This is a genomic window from Algoriphagus litoralis (assembly GCF_003259255.1).
Lineage (GTDB): Bacteria > Bacteroidota > Bacteroidia > Cytophagales > Cyclobacteriaceae > Algoriphagus > Algoriphagus litoralis.
Window position 1 is genome coordinate 92,008 of sequence record NZ_QGOL01000006.1, and the last position, 26,246, is coordinate 118,253.

A 26,246-nucleotide genomic window follows, 5' to 3' on the forward strand; every position below is an offset into this window, starting at 1 on the left:
TCTGCCGGATGAAAGACTAACTTCACGTGAAGTCGTACAAATCCGACTTTTATCAGGTTAATTCTCCAATAATTCTGTCAAAAGTTTGGTCGCAACCTTGGGATCAGCTTTCCCATTGGATTTTTTCATTACTTGCCCCATAAACATCCCCAGCAAACCTTTTTTACCAGACTTGTATTCAGCTACTTTTGTTTTGTTTTCTGCCAAAACTGCTTCAATGACTGGCTTCAGTGAGCTTTCATCGCTTTCCTGAATCAGATTCAACCGGTGGGCGATTTCTAATGGAGATTCTTTTTGTGACTGAAGCAACTCTGAGAAAATAGTTTGCGAAGCTGCCGAAAAGGAAACCTTTTCACTCTCTACCAATGCTATAAGGCTTGCCAAAGTTTCCGCCGTAATCGGAAATTCAGCTACTTCCTTGCCTGTTTCATTCAAATAGGACTTCACCGGACCCATCATCCAATTGGAGGCGGCTTTGTAGTTGGATGTTTGGGTACACAGCCGATCAAACCACAGGGCTACATCCTTAGACTCACTTAGAAAATTAGCATCGTAAGCTGGGAGACCGTATTGCTCGACAAATTTGTCATACAACTGTCGAGGCAAGGCTGGCATACTTACCTTGATGGAATTAAGCCACTCTTCAGAAATCACAATCGGACTCAAATCCGGCTCAGGGAAATAGCGGTAATCATTCAGATCTTCTTTGGTACGCATACTGGCGGTAGTTCCTGTAGCCGCATCAAAAGTCCTAGTTTCCGAAATCACCTCTTCTCCTGCCTCCAGCAAGTGAATGATGCGCTCGTGCTCATGCTCGATGGCCCTAGCCACATTTCGGAAAGAGTTCATATTTTTCACCTCTACCTTTTTGCCATATTCAGATGCCCCTTTGAGCATGACCGATACGTTAGCATCGCAGCGCAGGGATCCTTCTTCCATATTCCCATCGCAGACATCCAAATATTTGACCAGTTTTTTGATTTCGGCAAGGAATGCATAAGCCTCCTCGGGAGTTCTCAGATCAGGTTCGGTCACGATCTCGATCAAAGGTGTCCCGGCTCTATTGAAATCCACGAGTGTATCCGTCTCTCCGGCTAGGTGTATCGATTTCCCCGCATCTTCTTCCATGTGAATCCGATTCAGCTTCACGGACTTTTGGGATCCGTCTGCCAATTCGATAGGCACAAATCCTCCTACACAGATTGGGCCTTTGTCTTGGGTGATTTGATAGCCTTTTGGCAGGTCAGGGTAGAAGTAGTTTTTTCGGGAGAAAATATTCCATCGGGTAATCTCACAATTACAAGCCAATCCCATTCGTACTGCAAACTCTACTGCTTTTTTATTGACTTTTGGCAGAGTGCCTGGGTGGCCCAGCGTAATGGCAGATATAAGGGTATTGGGGAGTTTTCCGTATTCGTTGGAATCTGAGGAATACATTTTACTCTCCGTCAGCAACTGGGCATGGACTTCCAGGCCGATTACCAACTGATATTTATTCCTGAGTTCTTCACTTAACATTTTCCTGTCGATCAGCGATTACAAAAACATTTCTTTAGCCTTGGCTACTACATTCTCCAGACCGGAGAGATCTTTTCCCCCGGCAGTAGCGAAGAAAGCTTGACCTCCACCTCCACCTTGGATTTCTTTGGCAAGCTCGCGGACAATCTGTCCGGCATTGAATCCTTTGGAGGCAATTAGTGCATCCTCCAAAATGACGGCCACTTGAGGTTTGCCTTCTATTTCTCCGGCCAAGATAATCAGGGCATTGGAAATATCGTTTTTGAGCTCATAGGCCAATTTTTTCAAAGAATCGGCATTCGGCAAGTCCACCCGGGCAATGACCACATTGACTCCATCCTTTTCAATAATCTGATTCAAAAGCTCTTTTTTCACTCCAGAAGCTTTTTCTAGGTGAAGCGCCTCCACTTCCTTTCTTAGGTCATTGCGCTCTTGGATCAAGCCTTCAATGGCTTTTTTCACGTCTTTTGGATTTTTCATCAAATCCTCAATTTCCCGCAACAATGTCTCCTGCTGACGCAAATAGGACTCAGCTGCCTTTGACGTGATGGCTTCGATTCTCCTTACCCCTGCAGAAATTGATCCTTCCGAAGTGATCTTGAATAAACCGATCTGACTTGTAGTCGGAACGTGCGTACCTCCGCAAAGTTCTACAGAGAAATTCTTATCAAATGTGATCACACGCACAAAATCCCCATATTTTTCACCAAAAAGGGCTGTGGCTCCCATCCTTTTAGCCTCCTCGATCGGCACATTGCGCTGCTCGATGAGCGGGATATTTTCCCGCACTTTGGTATTGACTATGTCCTCTACTTTTGCAATCTCTTCCTCGGTCATTTTTCCAAAGTGTGAGAAGTCAAAGCGAAGCAAATTTTCATTTACCAAAGATCCACGCTGCTGAATATGGTCACCCAGGACCTCCTTCAAAGCGGACTGAAGCAAGTGTGTCGCAGAGTGATTATTCATCGTCAGATATCGCTTTTCGCGATCTACCTCAGACGAAAATCTTGCCTCAGGATGTTGAGGAAGTTTTTCTACAAAGTGGACGATCAGGTCATTTTCTTTTTTGGTATCGATGACACGGATTTTTTCCGAATCAGAAATCAACCAACCAGTATCGCCGATTTGCCCGCCGCTTTCGGCATAAAACGGCGTCTTGTCCAATACCAGTTGGTACCGATCGCCTTTCTTATCCGAGATCGTGCGATGCTTGATGATATGGGAATAAGCCTCAGTGAAGTCATACCCAATAAACTCCACACCTGTATCTTCATGGACCAAAACCCAATCGCCTGTCTCCTGCTCGGAAGCGGCACGGGAACGGGTCTTTTGCTTTTCCATTTCTTCGGCAAATCCCTTTTCATCTACAGAGAGCCCATTTTCTCGTGCAATCAGAGAAGTCAGATCCAATGGGAAACCAAACGTATCGTAAAGTTCAAAAGCAGTTTTGCCCGAAATCACTCCTTCGCCTTTTGCGGTCAATTCTGATTTGATGGATTCGAGCATTTTCAGGCCGTGATCAAGTGTCCGAAGGAAGGAAGTCTCTTCCTCAAAAATCACTTTTGCAATGAATTCCTGCTGCTGTCTGACTTCTGGAAAAATATCTCCAAAGTACTCGGCGATTAGCGGAGTCAGTTCAAACAAAAATGGCTGCTGCATTCCCAAAAATGTATAGCCATACCGCACTGCTCTTCTCAGAATCCGACGGATTACATATCCAGCTTTGTTATTGGATGGAATCTGCCCATCTGCAATGGTAAAAGAAATCGCCCGGATATGATCTACAATGACCCGGAAAGCAATGTCTGTCTGCTCGTCAAGTCCATAAGTTTTGCCGGATTTCTTTGCAATCGCATCCAAAAACGGTGTGAATAGATCCGTGTCATAATTTGAGGATTTCATCTGAATGGCTCTAACCAACCGCTCGAAGCCCATTCCCGTGTCCACATGCTTGGCGGGAAGTTCTTTCAGACTGCCATCTGCCAACCGGTTGAACTGCATGAATACCAAATTCCAGATTTCGATGACTTGGGGATGATCATTGTTGACCAAGTCTCTGCCTGGTACCTTTGCGATCTCGGCTTCAGATCTGAGATCCACATGAATCTCCGAGCAAGGCCCACAAGGTCCGGTGTCACCCATTTCCCAAAAATTATCCTTTTTGGATCCCAAAATGATCCGGTCTTCAGGGACGATCTTACTCCAAAGTGCTGCAGCTTCTACGTCCTTTTCCAATTTGTCCCCCTCATCTCCCTGAAATACGGAAACGTATAAGCGGTCTTTTGGCAGCTTGTAAACTTCAGTCAAAAGCTCCCAAGCCCACTGGATGGCCTCTTTTTTGAAATAATCTCCAAAGGACCAGTTGCCCAACATCTCAAACATGGTGTGGTGGTAGGTATCTACCCCTACTTCTTCCAGATCATTGTGCTTTCCGCTGACGCGAAGACATTTTTGGGAATTGGCAACCCGTGGATATTTGGCAATTTCGTTGCCGAGAAAAGCATCCTTAAACTGGTTCATCCCCGCATTGGTAAACATCAGCGTTGGGTCATTTTTGACCACAATCGGTGAGGAAGGAACGTACTGGTGCTGTTTGGATTGGAAAAACTCTATGAAGGTACTCCGGATTTTCTTTGCTTCCATGGAAGGTCTGAGGTGCAGAAAGTTCTAATTCTAAATTGAAGGCCTCGCTAGGCCATTTTATCGGGTGACAAAATTAATAGAAAAGGCGGGCTTCTGAGCATCGAATTCTGTATTTTGAAGAATTTAGACAATAGAATCAGATGTCAAAATGCAAGATTTTAGAACTTGTGGCATCTTGTATCTAATGTCTTGTGTCTAAAGTCTTGCTACTTGATGCTTCCTTTTTACTTTTAGATTTTAAATGATAAAACTGTAGCACATGTCCTACCTAAACCAAATCACTTCCCCTACGCTTTTAATCAACGAGCAACTTACACGGGCCAATATCAAACGAATGGCAGATAAGGCAGCCCGAAACGGCAAAAAACTCGTCCCTCATTGGAAAACCGCCCAATCCCATGAGATTGGAAACTGGGCCAAAGCGTACGGAATCAAGGAAGTGACTGCATCCTCCATCAAGCTGGCTGAATACCTCTGTGGACAGGGTTGGGAGAATATTCATATTGCTTTTCCATTTAATATCCTCGAAATACCGCGATTGAACTACCTCGCGGCCAACCAATCCCTTTCCGTACAAGTGGTAAATCCGGTGACTGCCCAAAAGCTTGCCGACGAACTCGCTCATGAGGTGGGATTTTTTATAGAAGTAGATGCTGGCTATGGACGGACAGGTGTGCACATTGCCGACTTTGGAACGATGGAAAGTATTCTCCGGATCGCGGCGAGTTCTGACAAATTGAATTTCAAAGGATTTTACCTCCATCCGGGACATACCTATTACACTCCTGATAAGGCTGGAATCTACGAACAGAGCCGACAGGCCTTACACATGCTGAAAATGAAATACCAATCGGAATTTCCGGGACTGGTGACTCGGGTTGGGGATACGCCTGGCTGCGCTGTAACGGAGGACTTTGGTGATGTGGATGAACTTGGACCGGGCAATTTTGTCTTTTTTGACCTGATGCAGGCCGAGCTTGGAAGCTGCAGCAAAGAAGATATTTCAGTCTGTCTGGCTGTTCCGGTCGTGGATATCAATCAGGAGCGAAAAGAAATTCTGGTTCATGGAGGAGGCGTACATCTGGCAAAAGACGTTTTGGTTGACGCCAATGGGAATAAAAATTTCGGAGAGGTGGTATTTCTTGATGAAAAAGGCTGGACGATTCCCGCTGATCGGTCTTACCTGAAAAGTATTTCTCAGGAACATGGTCTAATTAAAGCTTCAGATTCTTTAATGGCAACAGTGAAGGTTGGAGATTTGCTTGGGATTTTACCGGTCCATTCCTGCATGACGGCAGATTGTATGGGAGAATACTTGAGTTTGGAAGGAAAGAAAATTGATCACTGCGAAGGGGCTTCCTGGAAATGAAGTTACCAGAGAGCGGTTTTTGATTTCACAGAAAAAATTCTGGACACGGAATAAAGCCTCTATTCAATTTCACTGAATTTAAGATATTTACTAACTCAATCCTTACAATTAGTCATGCATCCTCCATTAGAAATCTCATTGAACCTCCCAGTGTCTGCAGCCGCTGCTTTTGAGTTTTTTGCCAAAAAAGAACATATGGCAAACTGGTGGGGGCCTTCCGGAATGGAAATTGAAATCAAAACATTTGAATTCAAACCCGGAGGCACATTCCACTATGTACTCCGTGCTGGAAATGGCTTCGAAATGTGGGGGAAATTTCACTACCTAGAGATAGAAAAGCCCGGAAGAGTTACGCTACTTAATTCATTCTCCAATCCTGCGGGAGATACGGTTCCTGCTCCAGAAGTTCCATTTGGTGCGGATTGGCCCCTGGAAATGTGGACCGAATACCGGTTTATCGATTCGGGCGACCACTGCGAACTCAAGCTGATTTCTCATCCCCATCATGCTTCAGCAGCTTCTCAAGACCTGTTTGCCAAAAACCATGACAACATGAAATTGGGCTTCAAAGGGACATTTGACAAATTAAAATCCTATATTGTAGAAGCTAAGTTATAATCCAAACCATCCGGCCTTCTACTCTTATTTACCCAACGAATCTGTGACACAATCCTCCACCATCGATCCAGGCACTGCGGCCTTCCTCACTTTTCTGATTCCAGGATGGGGACAGATGCGCCGCGGGAAAATCAAAGTTGGTTTGATTTGGATGGCGGTAGTGATTATTGGCTATTTTTTGATGATCATTCCAGGTTTACTATTACACCTCGTCTGCATGCTTGATGCTTATTTTAGAGATTGATGAGTTCGGTCAAAAATCTTTAGAATTTCTTCCAGGTCCGCTTCAATCCTAGTTGAAACTTTCCTTTCTACAAAAGAAAAACTCAGCCATTGATGCAGGGATAAAACTGAGTGGTATTTTCATTACTTTTCGAGCAAAAAACTCCCATTTCCCATGTCAGGATTTATCATTGGTCGAATCAAAAGCATCAAGTACGCAGTGAAAGGATTTCTCCTCTTGCTGACCACCGAGAATGCTATAATTACACAAAGCATCATCGCTTTGGTATTTATTGGATTGGGCTTTTATTTTGAGATCGATCGGGTGGATTGGGCGCTCCAGTTTCTGGCAATCGGACTCGTCCTAGCCATTGAAAGTCTGAATACGGCCGTCGAAAAAGTATGCGATTTTATTCATCCTGATTACCATGAGAAAATTGGCTTTATCAAAGACGTTGCTTCTGGATCAGTCACTTTTGCTGCCTTGACTTCTTTTGCGATCGCAGTGCTTATTTATGGGAAATACTTTTTCTAAAGACGCAAATCCAATCTTCTTTTTTCTAGAAAGAAACAATTCAACCGATTAGATAAGGCAAACTGAAATATTCCAACCGGAATAAATATTTGTTTTGAAACCTATAACTATTCATTTTCAGAATAGTTATATAATCTTAATGAATTGTATAAAATAATTGATTGAATATACTTCGAGTTCTCGCAACCTGCGAGTATTGCTTTCGTTGGGAGGGGTAGTACATCTTATTCAAATTAAAATGAAAACCAACTCAAAAATGCTGAACATCTCTTTCAAAAAAGTCTTGTTATCATCTGCATTGATTTTTGGAACTGTAGGCTTTTCTCAGGCAAACCACTCTGAACGGAATCAACCGTTGGAAGAAGGAAAGTTTGAAATCGAAATCACCGGGATGAAAGAACTCCCTTCCATCACCCTAGTGGACAAAGAACTTAACGTCATTGCTGAATTTTATGGGGAATCCACTCAGGTGAAAGAACAGTTTGAAAGCACCTTCGAAAAAACCGAGCTGCTTTCCAAACACAATAACCGGAGCATTTATCTGATTGTAGGGAAATAACAACCCAATTCTTCCGCAAAAGGCGGGGCTTCAAGCCTCGCCTTTTTGTTTTTAAGGGCATTTCTAGCACTAGAAAATGAAAACAATGACCCCATTTTGACGAGATTTTTTGCTAAGTCAAGTCCATCTATTTCCTCACCACTATTATTCTCCATCAAAAAAATAATACCCTTCAGATATTGAATTTTTGAGGCCTATTATTGGAAAGTTGCAGATTTTCAGAGACTTTAGACTTTAAGACAATTTTTAACATGAACATTCAGCCGATTATTCTTTCTCCTTCTGTCGATATTTTGGAGCCTAAGTTGACCAAAAAATTTACCAGTCTGAGCAATCTTATTTTTGCTGCAGGTAAGCATCACTTGCCTGATCCATTTGTGACTTACCTCAATAAAGAAATTCAAAGCATCAGTCAATTTCCCGGAAACACAGAAGAAACATCCAAAATGCTGGGGGAATTGCAAAAAACGATTTTAAAAAAGCTTGAAAAAGAATATGGACTCGTGCCAAGAAATCACTACCGGAATCTCTGGATTCCGTTGGGAGTCGGAGGTTTAGGATTGCCGATAGGGCTTATTTTTGGATTTGGAATTGGAAACATGGCTTTTCTTGGAGCGGGACTACCCATTGGATTGGGATTGGGAGTGGCCATCGGGACCTACCTGGATCAAAAAGCCGAAAAAGAAGGAAGACAATTGGAATTTGAAGTTAGCTAAATGCGAATTTCTGAATTTCGTAATGGCGCTTTTAGGATTCCTTTCTAAAGTCATCATTTCTTTCAGTTGTTCTAAAAACCAGAAGAAACTGAAGTTTCTCTTTTAAAAATCTCTTCATTTTTATGTATCCGGGAAAACTGGACTGGATTTCTTCCCCACTTGCATTGGTCTGCACCCTATCGCGGGAGATCTTTGCCTGCCTATCAGAAGCTAAAGATTTTCAAAGCTGGAAGAAATACTGGTAATCATCTCTTTTGAATTCAAAAAGTGAATCTTTGGGAATAAGATTTCCTAGAGCTCAGCCTCAATTACAGATCTTTCTCTCAGCTGAATTCGCTCAATAACTTCCAATCGATTTATTCATCGTTTTTGAAGAATTCATCTAAATGATGGAATAGGCTCATATTTTGACCAAAAACAGGATAGTTGCGGTTTTGATACCGAATATCTTCGCAGCTCTTAACACTAGCTTAACCTTCTTTTACCTAACAAACTTTTGAAATGTCTAAAATCAAACGACTTTCTTTTATCCTATTTGGATTCCTTTTTCTTTCAGCTTGTACCAAATACACACCTGCAGAGCGGGCAGACCTTGGAGAATTAACAGCCTATTTCTCATACGAAGGACTGGACCTGGACAGTCTTGGAGCGGACAGTACCGAATTGATGGTAAGTAATTTTGCGGGACCGGATATAGTCCCGAGTCCTTCCTGTTTGGCAGTAGCAGCTACAGGTGAAGTTTTTGTGGGGGTAGACATGATCGGTTCCTTGGGCAAAACACCTGGTAAAGGAAGTATCGTCAGATTGGTGGACACTGATCATGATGGGACTATGGATGCTCACACCGTATTTGCCAAAGTGGACAATCCGCGTGGCCTCATCGCAATGAAGGACAAAGTATATGTCCTCCACACGGTATTTGGAGCAGATAGCTTGGCTCAGGGAATGGACTTGGTGGTATTTGAAGACAAAGATCAGGATGGAATAGCAGATGGTGCGGCGCGGCCATTGATTACCAACATCAGCACTAAAAACCAATTGCAAAGCAGGGGAACCGACCACTCCACCAATGGCATCCGAATGGGAATAGACGGATGGATCTATATCGCCGTAGGGGACTTTGGTTTTGTGGATGCGGAAGACCGTGAAGGCACCAAGCTTACCATGCTGGGTGGGGGAATCGTACGCGTAAGACCTGATGGTACTGGGATGGAAGTCTATACGCATGGTACTAGAAACATCTATGATGTAGCGATTGATCCATTTATGAATATCTACACTCGAGGCAATACCAATGATGGTGGAGGTTGGAATATTCGATTTATCCATCACCTCCAAAGTGGAGAATATGGCTACCCTAGCCTTTTTAAGCATTTCACTGATGAGATTCTTCCTGCACTGGTCGATTTGGGAGGTGGATCTGGGACAGGTTCCTATTTCATGGATGATGATCGCTGGCCAGCCAAATACAACCATGTGCCCATGATGGCTGATTGGGGCAATAGCCAACTGTACATTCACAGGGTCACTATGGATGGTCCGAGTTTTACTCAGGCAGATGAACGATTCATTAAGCTGGCGCAAATCACTGACGTAGATTTGGATGGCACTGGCAGGATGTATCTGGCAGCTTGGGACGGAGCAGGATACCGGGGTAGTCCGGAGAAAGGCTATGTGGTACGTGTCGTTCCAAAAGACTGGAAGTTTGAACCGTATATGGATTTGAAAAATGCTTCCGTACAAGAACTCGCTGAACTGCTAAAAGCAAGAAATTCGGTAACACGACTGGATGCACAGCAGGAACTGCTCACCCGCTCAAAAGCAGAAGCCGCTTCGGCAGCCTTAGAAATCGCACAAAATCGAATTTTACCCCTTGACGCACGGGTTGCCGCACTTTTCACTTACTCCCAACTCACCTGCGCTGCAGGAGTGCAGGAATTGATCAAACTTAGTGAAGAGGATAAGATTCGGGAATTTGCCCTGCGGGCCTTGACCGACCGGAAAAACTGTATGGAATCAGTTCCAGTAGACCTATTTATCGCAGCGGCTCAGGATGCCAATCCTCGGGTTCAGGCAGTAGCACTGGTTGGTTTGGGAAGACTTGGTGACAAAAAAGCCGCAGACGTCCTTCTGGACTTTCAAGTACCCACATCTGCAAAAAGTCCCGCTAAAGAAACAGAAGGTCCACATGCCACACCGAATTCTTCGATAATTCTTCCTCACTTGGCAGTCAAAGCCCTACAGGACCTAAATGCAGTAGAGGAAGTAGTAGAGGCTGTAGATTCGGAAAATTACCGGCTTGCCCTGTGGACTCTACGAGGGATGCACGATCCCAAAGCCTTCGACGGATTGCTGGCAGCCTATGAAAAAACAGATGATCCAGTAAAAGAAGCTGAGATTCTAAGTACTCTTGCCAGACTTTACCAAAAGGAAGCGCCCTACGATGGTAGCTGGTGGTGGGGAACCCGTCCGGATACCCATGGTCCCTATTACAAAGCAATCGATTGGGACAAATCTGAGCAGATCAAATCCTTCCTTTTGGAAGAACATGCCAAGGCTGACGCATCCCAAAAGTCAAAATTCGCCACAATGAATGATCGCTTCCGTCTCGGAATCGTGGAATTGGGCACGGAAGCAACTTCACCAGAAGTTGAAGAAACAGTCGTAGATCTGGAATCCATCAAAAACAAAAAAGGACAGGTTGGTGCCGCTTCAATCGAGGATGTAGTACTGGCTGTGGCAGCTATCAAAGGAGATGCAGTCAAGGGCAAAAGCCTTTTTGTCAGCCAAGGTTGCTTGGCCTGTCACAGCATCGAAAAAGGACAGCCGCTCAAAGGTCCCTACATGGGACAGATCGGCTCGATACTCAGCAGGGATCAGATTACCGAATCAATCCTGAAACCCAATGCCTCGATCTCTCAGGGATTTGCCTCCATTCAGATCACAACTAACGATGGGAAATTCTACATGGGTTTTGTCACAGCAGAATCCTCAGATGAATTGACCATCAGAGATATTGCAGGAAACGCTACCAAGCTGGAAAAAAAGAATATCAAAGAGCGAAAAGAACTTGAAAACTCCATGATGCCTGCTGGGCTCGCCAACTCACTTTCATTTGAAGAATTGGCCTCTTTAGTGACCTACTTGTCTTTGCAAAAGTAACTTCTGAGACAAGATAAAAACCTGACCCCAATAAACCGGAAAGAGAATTCTTCCGGTTTTTTTTGTTTTCTATGCCCAGTAACTTATTCAATTTGATTTTCTTTGGAAAAGATTTTTAACCAACTACGCTATCAACAAAATGAAACACGGAATTCTGATTTTTCTGGCAATCATTCTTTTCAACTGCCACACGCAAGCTCAAAATTCATCTCCATGTGAAGAAAAAGCGCTCTTTTCCCCACTCACAAACCATAACATTTCATTCTGTGAAGTCAAAAAATTTGACGAGATGGAATTCAGGTATCAGGATGAAAATGGTAATACCCAAACCATGACCAAGGCAGGCGAACTCACACAGACCTCCTATGCATGGCAAGGGGACTTTGAACAGCGACCTTCAAAAGTTCAGATTTTCAAAAACTACGAAAACGCTGTCATCCAATCCGGCGGGGAGGTTTTGTACAATTATGCCACAATCAACTTTAAATTAAAAAAAGGTGGAGACACCTTTTACATTCAAGTCAGAACGGACAATAGTGGCACCTATGAGGTGTTTACCCTACGGGAAGCAGCATTAGACCAAGAGGTGTTTTTGAATGCTGCTACCATCGCAAAAATCATCAATGAAGAGGGTCAGGTTAATTTCTATGGCATCTATTTCGATACCGACAAAGCGGAAATCAAGCCCGAATCCGATCCGATGCTTAAGGAGATTGCAGGGTATCTCAGCGCCAACCCAACCAAGAACGTATTCTTTGTAGGCCACACGGATCTGACGGGTGATTTGACTCACAATCAAAATCTCTCCGAACTCAGAGCTAAAGCGGTCATGAATGCACTGGTAGAAAGCTATGGAATATCAGCCAATAGGCTAAAGGCATTTGGAGTTGGACCGCTGAGCCCTGTATCCTCCAATACCAGTGAGGAAGGCAAAGCTCGAAACCGACGTGTGGTCATGGTCCTATCTAATTGATTCCAAATATGCCCCAGCTCCTTAATTCACTGATAGTATCGCTTCTTATTTTCTTACAATTGAGCGAGGTATGTTTTCAAAGCTCACAGGACACTTTGAATCGTCCATTGAACCCCAAGGATCCGATTCAGGTAGAGTTGGTCACGAATTTTGGAACGATCCTCCTCCAGCTTTCGGATGAAACACCACTCCACCGGGATAATTTTGTCAAACTTGTGGAGTCAGGAACCTATGATAGTCTGCTTTTTCACCGGGTGATCAAAGAATTCATGATTCAAGGTGGTGACACCCAAAGTAAATATGCCGATTCTGTTGCCCGGCTCGGCAGCAGTGACCTCCCCTATCAGATTCCGGCAGAGATTGTCCCTAGCCTTTTTCATAAAAAAGGAGCACTTGCAGCTGCACGAACTGGCAATCCCGAGCGGGCATCCAGCAGCACTCAGTTTTACATTGTACAAGGTAAAATTCAAAATGATAGCCTCCTGAACCACAATGAAGGCCGAATCAATAAAATGCTGGCCCGACACTACGGAATCAATGATCCTGCAAACAAACCCTTGATTGATTCGCTCGAAATGGCCAGAACTGCCAAAGACAGCATCCAAGTCAAGGAACTCAATACCCGGCTAAATCAACGATTGGACAATTACTGGAATTTTGAAAAGTATACCATCCCAGCGGAGCATCGTTTGGTGTATCAAACCATCGGCGGAACCCCGCATTTGGATCAAAACTATACGGTTTTTGGAGAGGTGATTTCAGGTTTGGATGTGGTAGACTCCATCGCGGCGGTAGAAACGAACCGTCAGGATCGACCCATTTCAGAGGTGAGAATTCTAAGGATGCGCATCGTGTCAAAAAAATAAAACAGGGTTCCTCAACAAGCGAATGGCCATTTCTGTACCTTCCTGAAAGTTGAACTTAAACTAAACGACCCAACTCATGGCAAAGCAACCAGAAGGCAAAAAAAAGGACGATAAGTCCAAAGCCACCAAAACCCTGAAAGAAAAACGTGCTGACAAAGCAGCAAAAAAGGAAAGTAAAAAGCGGGATTAGTCCTTGAAAATCAGAACTTAATTTAAATAGGAAAAGACAGCTTTTTGCTGTCTTTTTTCTTTTTCACTTTTTCAAAAGAAAATCGTTCAATCGGGTGAATTACTCCTTTGGCAGCGCAAGTGTGGTAATGGGCCGTTCTAAGATGGGAACCATTTCAGACCGTACTTCCGCAAAAAGCTTTCGGATTCTACAAGTAGCTTCATCGGTACACTCAGGACAAGACTCATAAAACCGCTCAGAGATACAGGGAATAAGTGCAATAGGCCCATCCATAGCGCGCATGACCTGTGCAATACTGATCAAAGCAGGGTCTTTGGCCAGGGCATACCCACCTTCCGCACCTCTTATGCTTTTGACCAATTGATGAGTCTTGAGATCCCGAAGGATATTCTCCAAAAATTTATACGGAATGGTTTCTTTCTCAGAAATCAACTTTGCAGATGCAGGTACCAACTCTGGGTGATCCTGTAGAAAAAGAATGGTTTTGATGGCGTATTTGGCTCTCTTGGATAGCATGCGTATTTAATCGTTGCTTGAAAGTACAAAAAACCATGGATTTTGGGTCAAAATCCAGTTTGGTCAACCACTGAAAATCCCTCAAAAAAAAATAAAGCGTAATTCTTTTTCTGAATTCAAAATCTGTAATACATTTGTTTTAATTCCTATCATTTCTATAGGATTTATCTATTTAATATGTTTTTAAATTAATCAACCTATTTCTGAAACCAAGCAGGTCATAAAAGTCACCTATGCAAGTGATTCAAGATCCTTCCTGATTCCAAAACCTATTCAAATCAAACTGCTAATCCATGAAGCATTCCCTACTCTTATTCCTATTCCTTCTACTTGGAGAACAAGCTTGGACTCAAGTTATAGTCAGAGGTAAAGTCCTCGACAGTCAAAAAATGCCGCTCATTGGTGCGACTGTAGTAGTCTCTGGATCAAATACCTATGCTATAACTTCCGAATCGGGTGATTTTCAACTAAATCACGACAAAGGATACCCGATGACCATTCAGGTCAATTATGTGGGTTACAGAGAATTTAAAACCGAACTGACAATTCCGGCTGAGGATTACTTGGAAATTTTAATGGAAGAGGACCTTGAAATAGCTGAAGTCCTCATTACCGCCAGAAGAAGAACTGAGGAAGTTCAAAAAGTACCCATTCCAATCTCAGTAGTTGGAGGTCCCAAAATCGAGGAGACAGGATCATTTAACGTCAATCGAGTAAAAGAATTGGTGCCCACAGTTCAGCTTTATTCCTCTAATCCTAGGAATACTACCCTGAACATCAGGGGACTTGGATCCACATTTGGACTGACCAATGACGGGATTGATCCAGGCGTTGGATTCTATGTGGATGGAGTATACTATGCCAGACCGGCAGCGACTACTTTGGATTTTATCGATATCGAGCAGATCGAAGTACTCCGAGGGCCCCAAGGGACACTCTTTGGGAAAAATACCACGGCAGGTGCCTTAAATATTTCCACCCGACTGCCAAGCTATACTCCAGGAGGAACGGTGGAGTTGAGTTATGGGAATTTTGGATTTGTACAGGCAAGGGCTTCAGTTACCGGTCCCCTATCCCAAAAACTTGCTGCAAGGGTTTCTTTTTCAGGTACTCAACGAAATGGAACCCTAGAGAATATCCAAACCGGGAGATTCATGAACGACCTCAATAACCTCGGATTCAGAGGGCAGTTGCTGTACAATCCTTCCAGCAAGGTGGAAATTATCCTGGCCGGTGATGCAAGCACTCAGCGACCGGACGGCTATGCTCAGGTGGTAGCCGGGGTAGTCGAAACCCAGCGGGCTCCCTATCGACGATTTGAGCAAATCATTGCTGATTTGAATTATGAATTACCCACCAGAAATGCTTTTGACCGTATAGTTGATCATGATACGCCTTGGAGATCAAACAATGATCTGGGTGGACTTTCATTCAATGCAGATATCCAAATCGGAGAAGGAACCTTGACCTCAACCACTGCTTGGAGATATTGGAACTGGGGACCTTCCAATGACCGGGATTTTACCGGATTACCGGTATTGACACTTTCCCAAGCGCCTTCCCGACATGATCAATTTTCACAGGAGATTCGCTATGCAGGTGATTTCTCCAAAAAACTCAGTGGCGTATTCGGAGTATTTTACTTAAGTCAAAATCTTAAAACAACTCCATTCCACACCGAAGAATCCGGAGCTGCTCAATGGAGATTCGCTCAAAACACCACCAGTCCGCTCTGGGCTACTCCTGGATTACTGGAAGGTTACGGAATCAGAACTACCTCCCTCCTAGAATCAGCCAGTGCGGCAGTGTTCGGTCAGCTGGATTGGGCAATCACGGAGAAACTTCATTTCCTTCCCGGAATCCGCTTTAATTACGACCAAAAAGAGGTGGATTATGACCGGGTAGCGTATGGAGGACTAGAGACAGATGATCCAGCACTTTTGGCTATCAAGCGTTCGGTATATTCTTCTCAGAGCTTTCAAGCCAATGTGGAAGATCAGAATTGGTCAGGACAAGCAACAATTGCCTATTCATTTAATGACAAAATCAATGCGTTCAGTACTTTATCCTCCAGCTACAAACCAATAGGGATCAATCTGGGAGGGCTACCTTCAGTGGCAGGGCAACCGCTTCTTGAATTGGCCGAAGTACTGCCAGAATATGTGGTTCACTATGAACTTGGAATCAAAACTAGTCCAACTAAAGGGTCAACAGTAAACTTGGTATTTCATAATACTAACATTGAAAATTATCAGACGCTCGTCCAAACAGCAGAAGTCGGCGTAAATCGTGGATACCTAGCTAACGCTGAAGAAGTCCGAGTTCTAGGTCTAGAATTGGACGGCAGTGTTCGACTCAGTTCCCAATTCTCATTTACAGGTGCTTTGGCTTACACAGACGCGATCTATGTTTCCTTCCCCAATGCTACAGTTCCTTTAGAAGAAACTGGTGGAGAGTCCGCATTTAAGGACATTTCAGGCGGGAGACTTCCAGGTGTTTCCAAATGGGCGGGTTCATTTGGAGGTGAGTATTCCAAACCTGCCAAATTCTTCGGAACTGCTGGAAGCTTTTTCGCAGGATCTGATGTATTCTTCCGGTCTGAATTTTCCTCCAGCCCTTCTCCCTCCCAATTCCTCAATGTAGATGGCTATGCCTTAGTCAATGCAAGAGTAGGGTATAGAGTAAAAGAAGGTTTTTCAGCATTCATCTGGGCTAGAAACTTATTGAATACCAATTACTATGAACAGCTACTTCCGGCGGCTGGAAACGCCGGCCATTTTGCAGCGGTCTTGGGTGATCCGGCCACCTATGGACTCACTTTGAAATATGAATTCTAAAAAAACTACTACTTATAGACTAGCAAATGAAGACCCGAGAAGTTAAAAGCTCGGGTCTTGGCTAGAACATTGAAATATAAAAAGTACGCAAGCTTAACAGGATAATCAGAACCCCAACCGCAATCATCAGATGCTTTGGTTTAACTAGTTTACAGATATAGGCGGCAAAAGGCGCGGCGATCACCCCTCCTAGAATCAAACCAAGTACCGGTGCCAAACTGAGCTCTTTCACAAAAAACAAGAAAGTAGATGCACTGGCTAGAGAAACAAAAAACTCAACAAAATTACCTGTTCCGATGGCGTAACGGGCTATTTTCCCCTTGCTGAGCAGCGTGCTGTTTACTATTGGGCCCCAGCCTCCCCCGCCGATGGCATCGGCAAAACCGCCTGTAGTGGCCAATACAGGAAGACTTCTGCTTTCCCGATTGAATTTGGTCGCATGATGACTCCTCCTCGCTTTTCTCAGGATCACAAATCCCATCACCAACAAATAAACTGCAATCACCGGCTTGACCAAATCCCCATCTACATTGGAAAGCAAAAACGCCCCTAACATCGAACCTAGTACCCCGGGAATAAGCAGTTTCTTGGCAAGTTTCCAATCAACATTCCCCATTTTCCAATGGGAAATCCCGGATGCCAAACTGGTAAACACCTGTGCAAAGTGAACCCAAGCAGATGCTGCTGCAGGTGGGATTCCTATTCCCAAGAGAATCGAGTTGCAACTTACGCCATAAGCCATTCCTAGCGCTCCGTCAATACTCTGCGCCACAAAGCCTACCAGCAGGAACCATAAAAACATCTCAGTGTCCAACTCCCAACTTTTGATGGATTGAGTCAAAGTCTGTGTGACCATCAAGAAAAAAATCATGCCTGCAAATGCAAAGAACATGGTCCAAAAAGGCTCATTTCGGAGTCTGACAATAAGTTTCTGCATGGATTTAATAGGTTGAAAATCGATAGAAATCCAAAATTAAAACTTATTCTATATTTCCTACCATTTTTATAGGATTAAAAAAATACGCATTGATAATGTTCAAAATCTAACTTCAAGAAAAGTAACCCATTAATTTTTAGAATTCAGGGGCTAAACCAGTCCCAAATAAACCGAATCTGACAGGGTACGCTTCTTGGAATAAGGATCTTGTTGGCTAAAGGCCAAATAGGCATGCCAAGATTTATTTGAATAGTATGAATCCAGATTCAAAAGTTGCTCACCTTGTTCTCTAGTATTCCCCAAATCCACCCATTCCATTGCGGAATTACTCAGATCATGAATCACAATAAATGCCCGATCCCAAGGCTTGGCACTGGAAATCCAAGAATTATTTCTCCACGTAAACCGTATTCCATCTGTTGTTTTTTCAGCTTTGGCATCTTCTGCTGGCATCAGCGATCCCCTACTTACTTTGATCAATGCTGGATCAATGCGATAGTCCTTCCCATCCAAAGCAAAACAGTTTTTACGTGTGTATGAAACACAAGCATGATAAGGCATACTTGCTCCATGTGAGAACTCCTGGTAGCCAAACGCAATGGCCCTTCGAAGTGTCTTAAGGTACTTCTGCACTGAGGAAAACATCCCTTGGGACCGTTCATTTAGCGGGGACTTTTTCATCCGTTTTTTTTCTGCATTGGTCCGCTTGGCAGGCTTTCTCCGGGTGTATGTGACTCCGTTTATTTCATAAAAAATCATGTCCCCCATGGTTCCCTTGATACCGTTCAGGAGGGTATTTGATACTCTGGCCATAGTTTCTTTAGTTTAAACTGCTTAGTAAGTTTATCAAAACATATGGTAATACACAAGTATTCAAATAATTAACTTTAAATATCTGTTGTTCAAAACGAACATAAACCCATTAAATAAAGGAATTTTATAAGGTTTTATTTAGCATTAAGATTGGTTTTGGATTGGTTTTACCTTAAGACCTCCTAACTTTTTTCCTCAAAATGATGGCGGGGAAATAGGCAGAAAGAGTTGGAATATTAAGTAGAAGAAAGGGAAATTTTGATACTATCCATTACAGTTTGTATCTGTAATTTTCCATATATAATTAAAGAAAATTAGTCTCATTCAATCCATTCTAACTATATGTTTTAGAATTGAATTCATATCTTCGATGAATTCCTAAGTATTAATACCAAAGCCTAAAAGCCAAGATTGATCAAATGCCACAGGCGAATTTAGCAAAGGCATTTCGTGGGGAGTTGGTCGGGCAGGAAGTGAAGGAGTATGTGAGGGAGATTGGGGAAATGGGGATAGTGGCGGAGGGCGTGGAAAATTATGGGAAAGAGTAGATTTTTTATAAATGGTTTGATTAAATTAACCTATTGCTTAATTTTGACGTGAAAAGAAAGGCAGAACTGATCAAAGTTTCGAACGATGGCAAAAAGGCCCTTTACCTAGACGAGGAAAATTCTGGGGAAATCATGGCTTTTTTGAAATCTGATTCAGCAAACTTAAAGAAGTTCAACACAGCCGTCGAAATGATTTTAAACCACCAAGCTCCTAGGGATTTGTATGACAAGGAGGATTTTGAAAAAGGTTGTGAAAAGGTTACCGCTATTAAACTGTTTAAAGGGAAGAAAAATCCCAGGATCTATTGCCAGCAATTTGCTGATGGCGACACGGAGCGATTTGTCATCATTGGGATAGAACTTCTTGAAAAGAAGAAATCCCAAAAACTGACATCGACAGAAAAAGCAATTATCAGAAGAGTGTCCAAGTACGAGTACGACTTAAACCCTAAATCATGACAGATTCTATCAAAAATGAATGGGAAAATCTCTTCAATGAGATTTCTTATGAGGACCGTGTTTCCTCTTTGGCCGATGTATTGGCTTTACAGTTTTTGGGATTGGTAGATCGCAAGATGGAAATGGAAAAAATCTCCAAAAAGGAGTTGGCCGAAAAAATCGGAACCTCTGCCTCCTTCATTACCCAGTTATTCCGTGGGGATAAGAAGCCCAACTGGAATATTCTGGCAAGAATGTCCATGGAGTTAGGTCTGGAATTTAAAGTCATGACCGAGGAACTTCTCCAAGAGAAAGTTCAGGAAGAGCTTATGGCTTATCATCAGCGGTGGTCAAAGACCCAAGAGTATCTAAAATTAAAAAACCAAGTCACTAATCCTCATACGGTAATGGCGGTAAGCTATGCTGATCAGGATTCAATTGCCATGGCCGGATGAAAGCGAAATTTTCTCCCTTACAATTATTGGATTTCAAACTCTTGGAGTCCCGCTACGAGTTCATCATCCCAGATGATGAAGAAATAAACATCAAAGACCTCTTTCAATCCTATCCGGTTGACATTGATTTTGGAATTGGGAAAACAGATGTGGAGGGTGAAATCCAACTATTTACCAAAATCGAAGTGAATTTTGGAAAGAAGAAATCTTTGCCTGGATATAAATTAATGGTTGAAGGAGGAGGAACATTCCGAATTCAAGATCCTGAAAATGTGGATGAAGGGTTGAGAAATAATCTTAGCCAGTTTTCTACCCTTAACATGATGATCAATAACCTCAGAAACATCATGTATCAAATCACCAATCTTGGTCCCATGGGAGGATATTTATTGCCTCCGATCGATATTTCGCAGTTGTTGAGAGATAAGGCCGGGGAATTGGAAAAAGAGAGCTAGCGATTTTCAAACCTTAAGTATGCATGGGGAAAAGCAAAAAAGAAATTCAAGAATGGAGAGAATATAGATTAACAATTCTCGAACAGAAGGCTAAAAGTGATGATGACTTTGAAAAATACATTACGTTCATATCCTCAGGAGCCCTTATTATCACACTCACTTTTGTGGAGAAAATCAGTCCTCTCGATCACTCTACCCATAAATGGATTCTAATAGCTGGTTGGGGATTTCTGGCTTCAACCCTATTGATCAACCTAATTTCCCACTATTTATCAAGCCGATTCAATGAGAAGACTATTCAGAATTTGGACGATGGAATGGTCCATGAAAAACTCACTTGTAAAATAAAAGAGAGGAACAAGGTTATTTCAGTACTGAACATCATCTCAATTATTTCACTTGGAATTGGCATTGCAAGCATCTTACTATTTGCAGCTATAAACGCTTATAATCATGGCTAAAGAACATCGTCCACAACCAATTATCAAACCAGCCAATCCTGACAAAGGGAACAAAGGCCGAACAATCCCTACCCCTCCGGTTAAACCAGCACCCCCAAAAAAGTAGCTATATAGCTTCTTTAATTTGGCACTCATACTCCCCCCACTTCTTCACTGGAAGCCTGCTTCCTGACTTGATTACCCGTTTGATAAAATCGTCGCAGTCTGACTCGTTGAGTTGACCATTCTTGACTGCTTGGCAGAGAAAATCCATGGTGGTGAGGTAGGTGATTTGGCGCAGCTTGTAGGGTATCAGACCCGACTTAAGTATTCTTTTCGAATGATTTTGGATCTATGATCGGAAGAACTGCCTGATGGAGAAATGTCCCTCTGAAAAACGAGAACATCAGCCCTCGCATGGATGAGATCGTTACGGAATTCAGCGTTACCACAAAATCATCAGGAAGGCTCAGCTTGTTGGTTTCCGTATCAAAATAGTCCTTCAGCTTTTCTACAAAGAAAATGCAGCTGCCGCGCAATTCACCAAATAAAGTTTCCTTGGATTCATTTCTGATTCCGACTTTACAGATTACGATCACCAGATTATTTTCCAGATTTATCCGATGTTCAATTGCTAAATCGAATTGAAATTTTGGATTTTGAGGCAAAGGCGAGGAGGGCGCATTCAGACATGAGTCTAAAATTTCCATTCCCCTTATTTGAAAGCTGATATTTTCTGAGTCTTGATTAGGCATAGTGCTCGAACCTTAAGCTTGAAATTGAACAGATTTGCTTTGCTCACTGACAAAAGTGGAAGTCATAATTTCGTTGAAATAACTATTCTTCTCCGGTTTGTCTATCTCTTGGCTGATATGCAAATGATATTCAATCATAACAGGATTCTTGACTTCCCTATTAATCAAGGAAATGGAAAGGGCTTTCTCTAATTCCACCAAGGTGTCGATGGTGAAATTATGAGTACCGGAAAGCCATTTGGTGATGATAGAAGGATTGTCCTTTCCCACCACGTTCAATAGATCCTTCTTTTTCCACTTTTTCGCTTCCATGGCTTGCGCGATCTTAGCCGCGATTTCCATCTTGGCGTCTGTTTTGGCTTGCTCCAATGGGTCAATCTCGCTTAGAAGAGAGGCAAGTATTCCTTTTTTTAATTCTGACATAGTTTTATTTCTATTCCTCAAATTTCAATTCCCCTTCAAAATCAAGAAAGTCACCGGAAAACCAAATGTTCTTTTCCTTCAAGGATGTCATGATGTTTTGAGCTATTTCCCTCAATTGATAATTCTCCGTTTTTAATTTTTCACTTTCCTGTAATGCACGGATTTCCTTTGATTTAGGCCCTCCACCTCCCAAGATGATTAACTCATGCCCAAATCTGATACAGTATAAACGGAGATTACTTCCCGGTTGATCGTACAAGGCACAAATTCCATCGCCTGGCTTTCCTTCATTTAATTTGAAAAATCCTTCTCGTGCTCCAGTTTTGTTGGCAATAGTCCTTAATCTTGAAAGGATATCCAATATTTCACTTTTAAATGTAATTGAATTTTCATTTAGAAACCGATTAAAAAGAGAGTCATCCTCATCATAAAGCAAGACTGTGTAAATGGAAGCCTTTTTCCCGCTTAATTCTTCAATTTTAACTAGTTCGAATTGCATTTATATGAAGAAGTTCAAAATTACATTATTTTACTTTAAAGTAAAATTTTTATTTAAGTTTGACCAGCAATCTAAATCCACAAAAATTCTTCTGCCGTGGTCATCTAAGGTGAAATAAAGAGAGCCTCTTTGTCGAATAGTGAAATCTTCTGATTCCTTTTCGTCCCCCGTATTTCCAAAATCAGAAAAATCCAATTTAAAGGTTCCAGAAATATATCAAAAATTGGAAATGGATTAATTTTTCTGCTATATCGAATGGTTGACGTTTTTTGTTTATTTATTTAATTTGTCAACCAAAATAAGTTGATATGGACACCGAATTGAAAAATAGGTTGAGTAATTTCTCAAGCCGCCTCAAATCAGCCCGACTGATGAATGGACTTTCCCTACAGGGCTTGGCTGACAAAATTCCCAATCAGATCACCAAGCAATCCCTTAGCAAGTACGAGTTGGGGCAGGTTATCCCAGATAGTGAAATGATCGGAATCCTATCCGAAGCACTTGGAGTGCGTCCAGATTATTTTTTCTCATCTCAAGTTCTAGAAATTGATATTCAAGAAAATCCAAGATTGAGGGTATTTCCCGCAAAGGAGCGAATCCGAATTGTGGAGATTGCCAAAGACGAATTGGGAAGATATCTGGAACTGGAGCAGATTCTGGGAATTGAAACCCGGTTTGAAAATCCCATCTCCCATATATCGATTAGTTCTCAGCAGGACATAGAAGAAGCAGCACAGACTTTACGAAACCATTGGGGATTGGGTACCGGACCGCTTTCCAACGTGATCGAACTTTTGGAAGATCACCATGTAAAGGTGTTGGAAATTGAATCCACCGAGGAGTTTGACGGGTTTTCTACCTGGGTGAATGGGAAAAATATTCCGTTGATTGTCCTCAATAAGGCAAAGCTGAATGATGCGCCTGACAGAAAAAGATTTACTGCCTTGCATGAATTGGCGCATTTGCTCTTGGAAGTAAATCATTTACCGGAGAGAGATAAAGAAAGGTATTGTCATGCTTTTGCAACTGCGATGCTGATTCCTGCAGAAACTTTAAAAAATGAATTAGGTGGAAAGAGAAGCAAACTTTCTTTTAACGAATTGGCCGCTATCAAGCAGCAGTATGGAATTTCTATGCAAGCCTTGGTCTTTCGTGCCAAGAATGTAGGCCTGATATCCGATAATTACTTCAGGCAGTTTTATGCAGTCTTTAATCAATTGGGCTATCGGAAAACCGAGCCCGTAGACTTTGTGGGTACTGAGCATTCTAACCGATTTTCCCAATTACTTTTCCGGGCTTTAGCAGAAGACTTCATCTCCATGAGCAAGGCCGCGGCGCTTAAGAATCAGAAACTGGCGGAATTCAGAAAGGAAAACATGGTGATTTGATGCGAGTAGCGGTTACGGATGCCTGTATTTTAATAGACCTGATCGAGCTGGATATGATTACTTCGTTTTTTCAACTCGATCTTGAATTACACACCACTGTGGCCGTATTCAATGAACTCTATCCAGAACAAAAGCAAATTCTGCAAGCCAACCAATCCGTCGGCAAACTACATGTGCACAATCTAAAGGACGATGATTTTCAGGAAATGAAGCAGATTACTTTTCCCCGAGGATTATCGCAGGAAGACCGTTCTGTACTCTTTTTGGCGAGGAAACTTGGCGGCGCGATTGTCATCAGCAGTGATAAGCTGGTTCGTGACTTTGCAGGCAAACTAAACCTCCCCTACCATGGGATTTTCTGGATATTGGATCAGTTGGTTGATGGAATGCTTGTTTCCAAATCGAATGCAATTGGCATATTAACCAGAATGCCCCAAGTAAATTCTATGTTTAAAGTGACAATGATGAAAAAGGAAATAGAGAAAAGATTGTCTCTTTGGGAGAAATAAAGACTGTAACTGAAAGCAAAAATAGTTTTAGGAAACCTATTCTTAAAAATTACAATGTTTAAAACGGAAGGATTATTTAATGGCTTCAAACATTTAGAGCCGGTAATTCTTATTGTGCTTTAAATAGTCCCTTCGTCTTAGTTTCGACGGTGTCATCTCTCCACTCGATCTGTATCGTGCCTTCGTAATAGTTAACCATTAGCCGATTCACTTCTCCTTTCCAGATAAACGTGTCGCCGAATTGAGTTTCAGTAGCTGGTCCGAATTTATTCGAAAAGTAAGAAATGAAGTTTTTAAAGACCTCCTTTGGATTCGGGAAGCCCTGCTTGTCAAAAGTCCACCTGCATTTGAATAACGAATCAGCGAAATAAGTCACTCTTAGATCCGGCGATTCAATACCATTTACAATATTCAAGGTGTGACCAAGATAGATGCCCTCTAGAACTCCGATCTCTAAGTTCCTTTTGACGTGTCTTGCTAAGTAATCATGGTTTTGAAAGATTGTTTCATTACCTGTGATCAATTGTAGATCACTTTTCAGACTCTGTAGGGAAGAGGATAACTCCAGTCCATTGATGCTTTTTACCTGATCTATTGACTCTTGAGCTAGTAATAAATTCCCCAAAAAAAGGAGAACAATTGAAAGAATTAACTTTTTAAAAATCATAGATATTTATTGATAGATTTTACTTACCCCCCAATCAACTTCTCCAACCTCGCCATCATCTCGTCCTTCTCTTTCAGCATTCGCTCGTATAGTGCGATTTTCTCCTCATGGAGCTGGATGATTTTATCTATAGGATTAAACTGACACTTGTATTGCTCAACATAGGCAGATGCTTCGTCATGAAAAGTATTTGCAATAATATTCACTGCCTGTTCCTCATCAAAGTTTTGGAAAGCTTCTACAGGAAGTTTAAGCACCTCGGCGATTTGAGCGAGTAGGCTGGCTTCGATTTCTTCCTTTTGCTCGAGTAGGGAGATCTTTTTCTGGTTCCAGTCCTCCCCTAGTTCGTAAGCCAAAGCTTCTTGTTTGATGCCGAGCATTTCCCGGAAGCGTTTGACGTTTCTGCCCTGGTGGATGGATTTGGATGGGGATTCGCTCATGGTTTATAGTTTTTATTCCGGTTTGTGGTAATTTATCATTTGCCAACCCTTGGAACTTTCTGACTCAGGTTAGTCAGATGCTCAGAGCGAAATTCTCGATTAATGTCACTCTGAGCGGAGTCGAAGAGTCCTCGACTCCGCTCGGACTGACAATCATTGGCAGTAATTCATTTTTCCAGTTTGTGAAGACACAAACCGGGGCGATGTTTATGCGATAGGTTACCCATATCAAATTTAAAAAAAATCACCAAACGGAGGATAAAACAGAAATTTAATTCTTAGGTAAAATAGTGATTGGAAGGGGATATTTTATCCAAAATCGGAATAGGATAGTCATGGGCATTTTAAAAAATTCGATCAAACAATTTCAGAAACTTCAAATTGTAGCGATCATGGAAACCAAGCAAACCCAATCACTCGAAACCTTGATCAAAGAGTTGATCCTTGCAGACCTTCGGCACAGTCAGTTGATCTTCGGTTTGGAAGCACTTCAATTGGCTCCAATGGATTACCATTTTCTTAATTTATACCAGTTGATCGCAAATTGGATGGGATTTAGGGCAGATGAGGAAATGGATACTTTCATGGATATCTATCAATCCTTTATGTACAAAAGCACTTCTTATCCGATTTCACCCCATGGATTGGATTTGAGACCCTTGGTTGATCAATGTTATTTAACCTTATTTCAAAAGGTTAAAAAAATCGAGATCACCTAAATCATCAGCCGTTAATTGTCTAGGAGATTAAGTATA

28 protein-coding genes are annotated in these 26,246 nt (G+C 42.4%); 18 read left to right on the forward strand and 10 right to left on the reverse strand.

What is annotated here, in order from left to right; genetic code table 11:
- Positions 1 to 57: 57 nt before the first annotated feature.
- Positions 58 to 1,518, reverse strand: a complete 1,461-nt coding sequence (gene gatB, locus DK188_RS06140) for an Asp-tRNA(Asn)/Glu-tRNA(Gln) amidotransferase subunit GatB (protein ID WP_111669932.1) — start codon at positions 1,516 to 1,518, stop codon at positions 58 to 60.
- Positions 1,519 to 1,536: 18 nt separating this feature from the next.
- Positions 1,537 to 4,161, reverse strand: coding sequence for an alanine--tRNA ligase (alaS, locus tag DK188_RS06145; protein ID WP_111669933.1), 2,625 nt, complete (start codon positions 4,159 to 4,161; stop codon positions 1,537 to 1,539).
- Positions 4,162 to 4,420: 259 nt separating this feature from the next.
- On the opposite strand from alaS, the gene DK188_RS06150 reads away from it, so the two are divergent.
- The 9 genes from DK188_RS06150 to DK188_RS06190 all read left to right on the forward strand — a co-directional run bounded on the left by DK188_RS06150 (position 4,421) and on the right by DK188_RS06190 (position 13,181).
- Complete coding sequence (locus DK188_RS06150) at positions 4,421 to 5,530, forward strand: alanine racemase (protein WP_111669934.1); 1,110 nt, start codon at positions 4,421 to 4,423, stop codon at positions 5,528 to 5,530.
- Positions 5,531 to 5,644: 114 nt separating this feature from the next.
- Positions 5,645 to 6,148, forward strand: coding sequence for an SRPBCC family protein (locus DK188_RS06155; RefSeq protein ID WP_111669935.1), 504 nt, complete (start codon positions 5,645 to 5,647; stop codon positions 6,146 to 6,148).
- 43 nt (positions 6,149 to 6,191) lie between these two features.
- Complete coding sequence (locus tag DK188_RS06160) at positions 6,192 to 6,392, forward strand: DUF5683 domain-containing protein (protein WP_111669936.1); 201 nt, start codon at positions 6,192 to 6,194, stop codon at positions 6,390 to 6,392.
- A gap of 153 nt (positions 6,393 to 6,545) precedes the next feature.
- Positions 6,546 to 6,905 (forward strand): diacylglycerol kinase, encoded by a 360-nt coding sequence (locus tag DK188_RS06165; protein ID WP_111669937.1) that lies wholly within the window; start codon positions 6,546 to 6,548, stop codon positions 6,903 to 6,905.
- 256 nt (positions 6,906 to 7,161) lie between these two features.
- Positions 7,162 to 7,464 carry a hypothetical protein gene (locus DK188_RS06170; RefSeq protein WP_157963177.1) on the forward strand — a complete coding sequence of 101 codons (303 nt, stop codon included), beginning with the start codon at positions 7,162 to 7,164 and terminating at the stop codon, positions 7,462 to 7,464.
- 251 nt (positions 7,465 to 7,715) lie between these two features.
- Positions 7,716 to 8,180 carry a hypothetical protein gene (locus tag DK188_RS06175; RefSeq protein WP_111669939.1) on the forward strand — a complete coding sequence of 155 codons (465 nt, stop codon included), beginning with the start codon at positions 7,716 to 7,718 and terminating at the stop codon, positions 8,178 to 8,180.
- A 501-nt stretch (positions 8,181 to 8,681) separates the two neighbouring features.
- A complete protein-coding gene (locus DK188_RS06180; protein ID WP_111669940.1) occupies positions 8,682 to 11,342 on the forward strand; it encodes a DUF7133 domain-containing protein in 2,661 nt (886 codons plus the stop codon).
- Positions 11,343 to 11,481: 139 nt separating this feature from the next.
- Positions 11,482 to 12,315, forward strand: a complete 834-nt coding sequence (locus tag DK188_RS06185) for an OmpA family protein (RefSeq protein WP_111669941.1) — start codon at positions 11,482 to 11,484, stop codon at positions 12,313 to 12,315.
- Between the two features lie 8 nt (positions 12,316 to 12,323).
- Positions 12,324 to 13,181: a peptidylprolyl isomerase gene (locus DK188_RS06190; protein ID WP_111669942.1), complete on the forward strand. Its 858-nt coding sequence runs from the start codon at positions 12,324 to 12,326 to the stop codon at positions 13,179 to 13,181.
- 289 nt (positions 13,182 to 13,470) lie between these two features.
- Here the strand turns inward: DK188_RS06190 and DK188_RS06195 are convergent, their stop codons facing one another.
- On the reverse strand, positions 13,471 to 13,887 hold the full coding sequence (locus DK188_RS06195) for an RrF2 family transcriptional regulator (RefSeq protein ID WP_111669943.1): 417 nt from the start codon (positions 13,885 to 13,887) through the stop codon (positions 13,471 to 13,473).
- 293 nt (positions 13,888 to 14,180) lie between these two features.
- Here DK188_RS06195 and DK188_RS06200 point away from each other — a divergent pair, with 293 nt between their 5' ends.
- Complete coding sequence (locus tag DK188_RS06200; protein ID WP_111669944.1) at positions 14,181 to 16,724, forward strand: TonB-dependent receptor; 2,544 nt, start codon at positions 14,181 to 14,183, stop codon at positions 16,722 to 16,724.
- Between the two features lie 61 nt (positions 16,725 to 16,785).
- Here the strand turns inward: DK188_RS06200 and DK188_RS06205 are convergent, their stop codons facing one another.
- Both DK188_RS06205 and DK188_RS06210 read right to left on the reverse strand, forming a co-directional pair.
- Positions 16,786 to 17,661: a sulfite exporter TauE/SafE family protein gene (locus tag DK188_RS06205; RefSeq protein WP_111669945.1), complete on the reverse strand. Its 876-nt coding sequence runs from the start codon at positions 17,659 to 17,661 to the stop codon at positions 16,786 to 16,788.
- Between the two features lie 150 nt (positions 17,662 to 17,811).
- Positions 17,812 to 18,474 carry a DUF6266 family protein gene (locus DK188_RS06210; RefSeq protein WP_111669946.1) on the reverse strand — a complete coding sequence of 221 codons (663 nt, stop codon included), beginning with the start codon at positions 18,472 to 18,474 and terminating at the stop codon, positions 17,812 to 17,814.
- A gap of 419 nt (positions 18,475 to 18,893) precedes the next feature.
- Here DK188_RS06210 and DK188_RS21770 point away from each other — a divergent pair, with 419 nt between their 5' ends.
- The 5 genes from DK188_RS21770 to DK188_RS06230 are packed head-to-tail and all read left to right on the forward strand — an operon-like array spanning position 18,894 to position 20,831.
- Positions 18,894 to 19,022, forward strand: coding sequence for a hypothetical protein (locus DK188_RS21770; RefSeq protein WP_262512131.1), 129 nt, complete (start codon positions 18,894 to 18,896; stop codon positions 19,020 to 19,022).
- A 33-nt stretch (positions 19,023 to 19,055) separates the two neighbouring features.
- Positions 19,056 to 19,481, forward strand: coding sequence for a hypothetical protein (locus DK188_RS06215; RefSeq protein ID WP_111669947.1), 426 nt, complete (start codon positions 19,056 to 19,058; stop codon positions 19,479 to 19,481).
- Positions 19,478 to 19,915, forward strand: a complete 438-nt coding sequence (locus tag DK188_RS06220; protein ID WP_111669948.1) for a helix-turn-helix domain-containing protein — start codon at positions 19,478 to 19,480, stop codon at positions 19,913 to 19,915. Before DK188_RS06215 ends, DK188_RS06220 begins: the two co-directional genes overlap by 4 nt.
- Positions 19,912 to 20,370, forward strand: coding sequence for a preprotein translocase subunit SecB (locus DK188_RS06225; RefSeq protein WP_111669949.1), 459 nt, complete (start codon positions 19,912 to 19,914; stop codon positions 20,368 to 20,370). Before DK188_RS06220 ends, DK188_RS06225 begins: the two co-directional genes overlap by 4 nt.
- Positions 20,371 to 20,393: 23 nt before the next feature.
- On the forward strand, positions 20,394 to 20,831 hold the full coding sequence (locus DK188_RS06230; RefSeq protein WP_111669950.1) for a hypothetical protein: 438 nt from the start codon (positions 20,394 to 20,396) through the stop codon (positions 20,829 to 20,831).
- 302 nt (positions 20,832 to 21,133) lie between these two features.
- Here the strand turns inward: DK188_RS06230 and DK188_RS06235 are convergent, their stop codons facing one another.
- The 3 genes from DK188_RS06235 to DK188_RS06245 are packed head-to-tail and all read right to left on the reverse strand — an operon-like array spanning position 21,134 to position 22,487.
- Entirely contained in the window at positions 21,134 to 21,520 is a 387-nt protein-coding gene (locus DK188_RS06235) for a hypothetical protein (protein ID WP_157963178.1), read from the reverse strand.
- 57 nt (positions 21,521 to 21,577) lie between these two features.
- The gene (locus tag DK188_RS06240; protein WP_111669952.1) at positions 21,578 to 21,988 is read right to left on the reverse strand and encodes a helix-turn-helix domain-containing protein; all 411 of its coding nucleotides are present in this window, start codon (positions 21,986 to 21,988) and stop codon (positions 21,578 to 21,580) included.
- A 10-nt stretch (positions 21,989 to 21,998) separates the two neighbouring features.
- Positions 21,999 to 22,487 (reverse strand): hypothetical protein, encoded by a 489-nt coding sequence (locus DK188_RS06245; protein WP_111669953.1) that lies wholly within the window; start codon positions 22,485 to 22,487, stop codon positions 21,999 to 22,001.
- A gap of 308 nt (positions 22,488 to 22,795) precedes the next feature.
- Between DK188_RS06245 and DK188_RS06250 the strand changes: the two genes are divergently transcribed.
- Together DK188_RS06250 and DK188_RS06255 are read left to right on the forward strand one after the other, a co-directional pair.
- Positions 22,796 to 23,875, forward strand: coding sequence for a helix-turn-helix domain-containing protein (locus DK188_RS06250; protein ID WP_111669954.1), 1,080 nt, complete (start codon positions 22,796 to 22,798; stop codon positions 23,873 to 23,875).
- On the forward strand, positions 23,875 to 24,384 hold the full coding sequence (locus tag DK188_RS06255) for a PIN domain-containing protein (RefSeq protein WP_111669955.1): 510 nt from the start codon (positions 23,875 to 23,877) through the stop codon (positions 24,382 to 24,384). Before DK188_RS06250 ends, DK188_RS06255 begins: the two co-directional genes overlap by 1 nt.
- Positions 24,385 to 24,493: 109 nt before the next feature.
- Here DK188_RS06255 and DK188_RS06260 read toward each other — a convergent pair whose 3' ends face one another.
- Positions 24,494 to 25,009 (reverse strand): hypothetical protein, encoded by a 516-nt coding sequence (locus DK188_RS06260; protein WP_157963179.1) that lies wholly within the window; start codon positions 25,007 to 25,009, stop codon positions 24,494 to 24,496.
- A 65-nt stretch (positions 25,010 to 25,074) separates the two neighbouring features.
- Positions 25,075 to 25,491, reverse strand: coding sequence for a helix-turn-helix domain-containing protein (locus DK188_RS06265; protein ID WP_111669957.1), 417 nt, complete (start codon positions 25,489 to 25,491; stop codon positions 25,075 to 25,077).
- 392 nt (positions 25,492 to 25,883) lie between these two features.
- Here DK188_RS06265 and DK188_RS06270 point away from each other — a divergent pair, with 392 nt between their 5' ends.
- Positions 25,884 to 26,210 (forward strand): hypothetical protein, encoded by a 327-nt coding sequence (locus DK188_RS06270; protein ID WP_157963180.1) that lies wholly within the window; start codon positions 25,884 to 25,886, stop codon positions 26,208 to 26,210.
- The last annotated feature ends 36 nt before the right edge of the window (positions 26,211 to 26,246 follow it).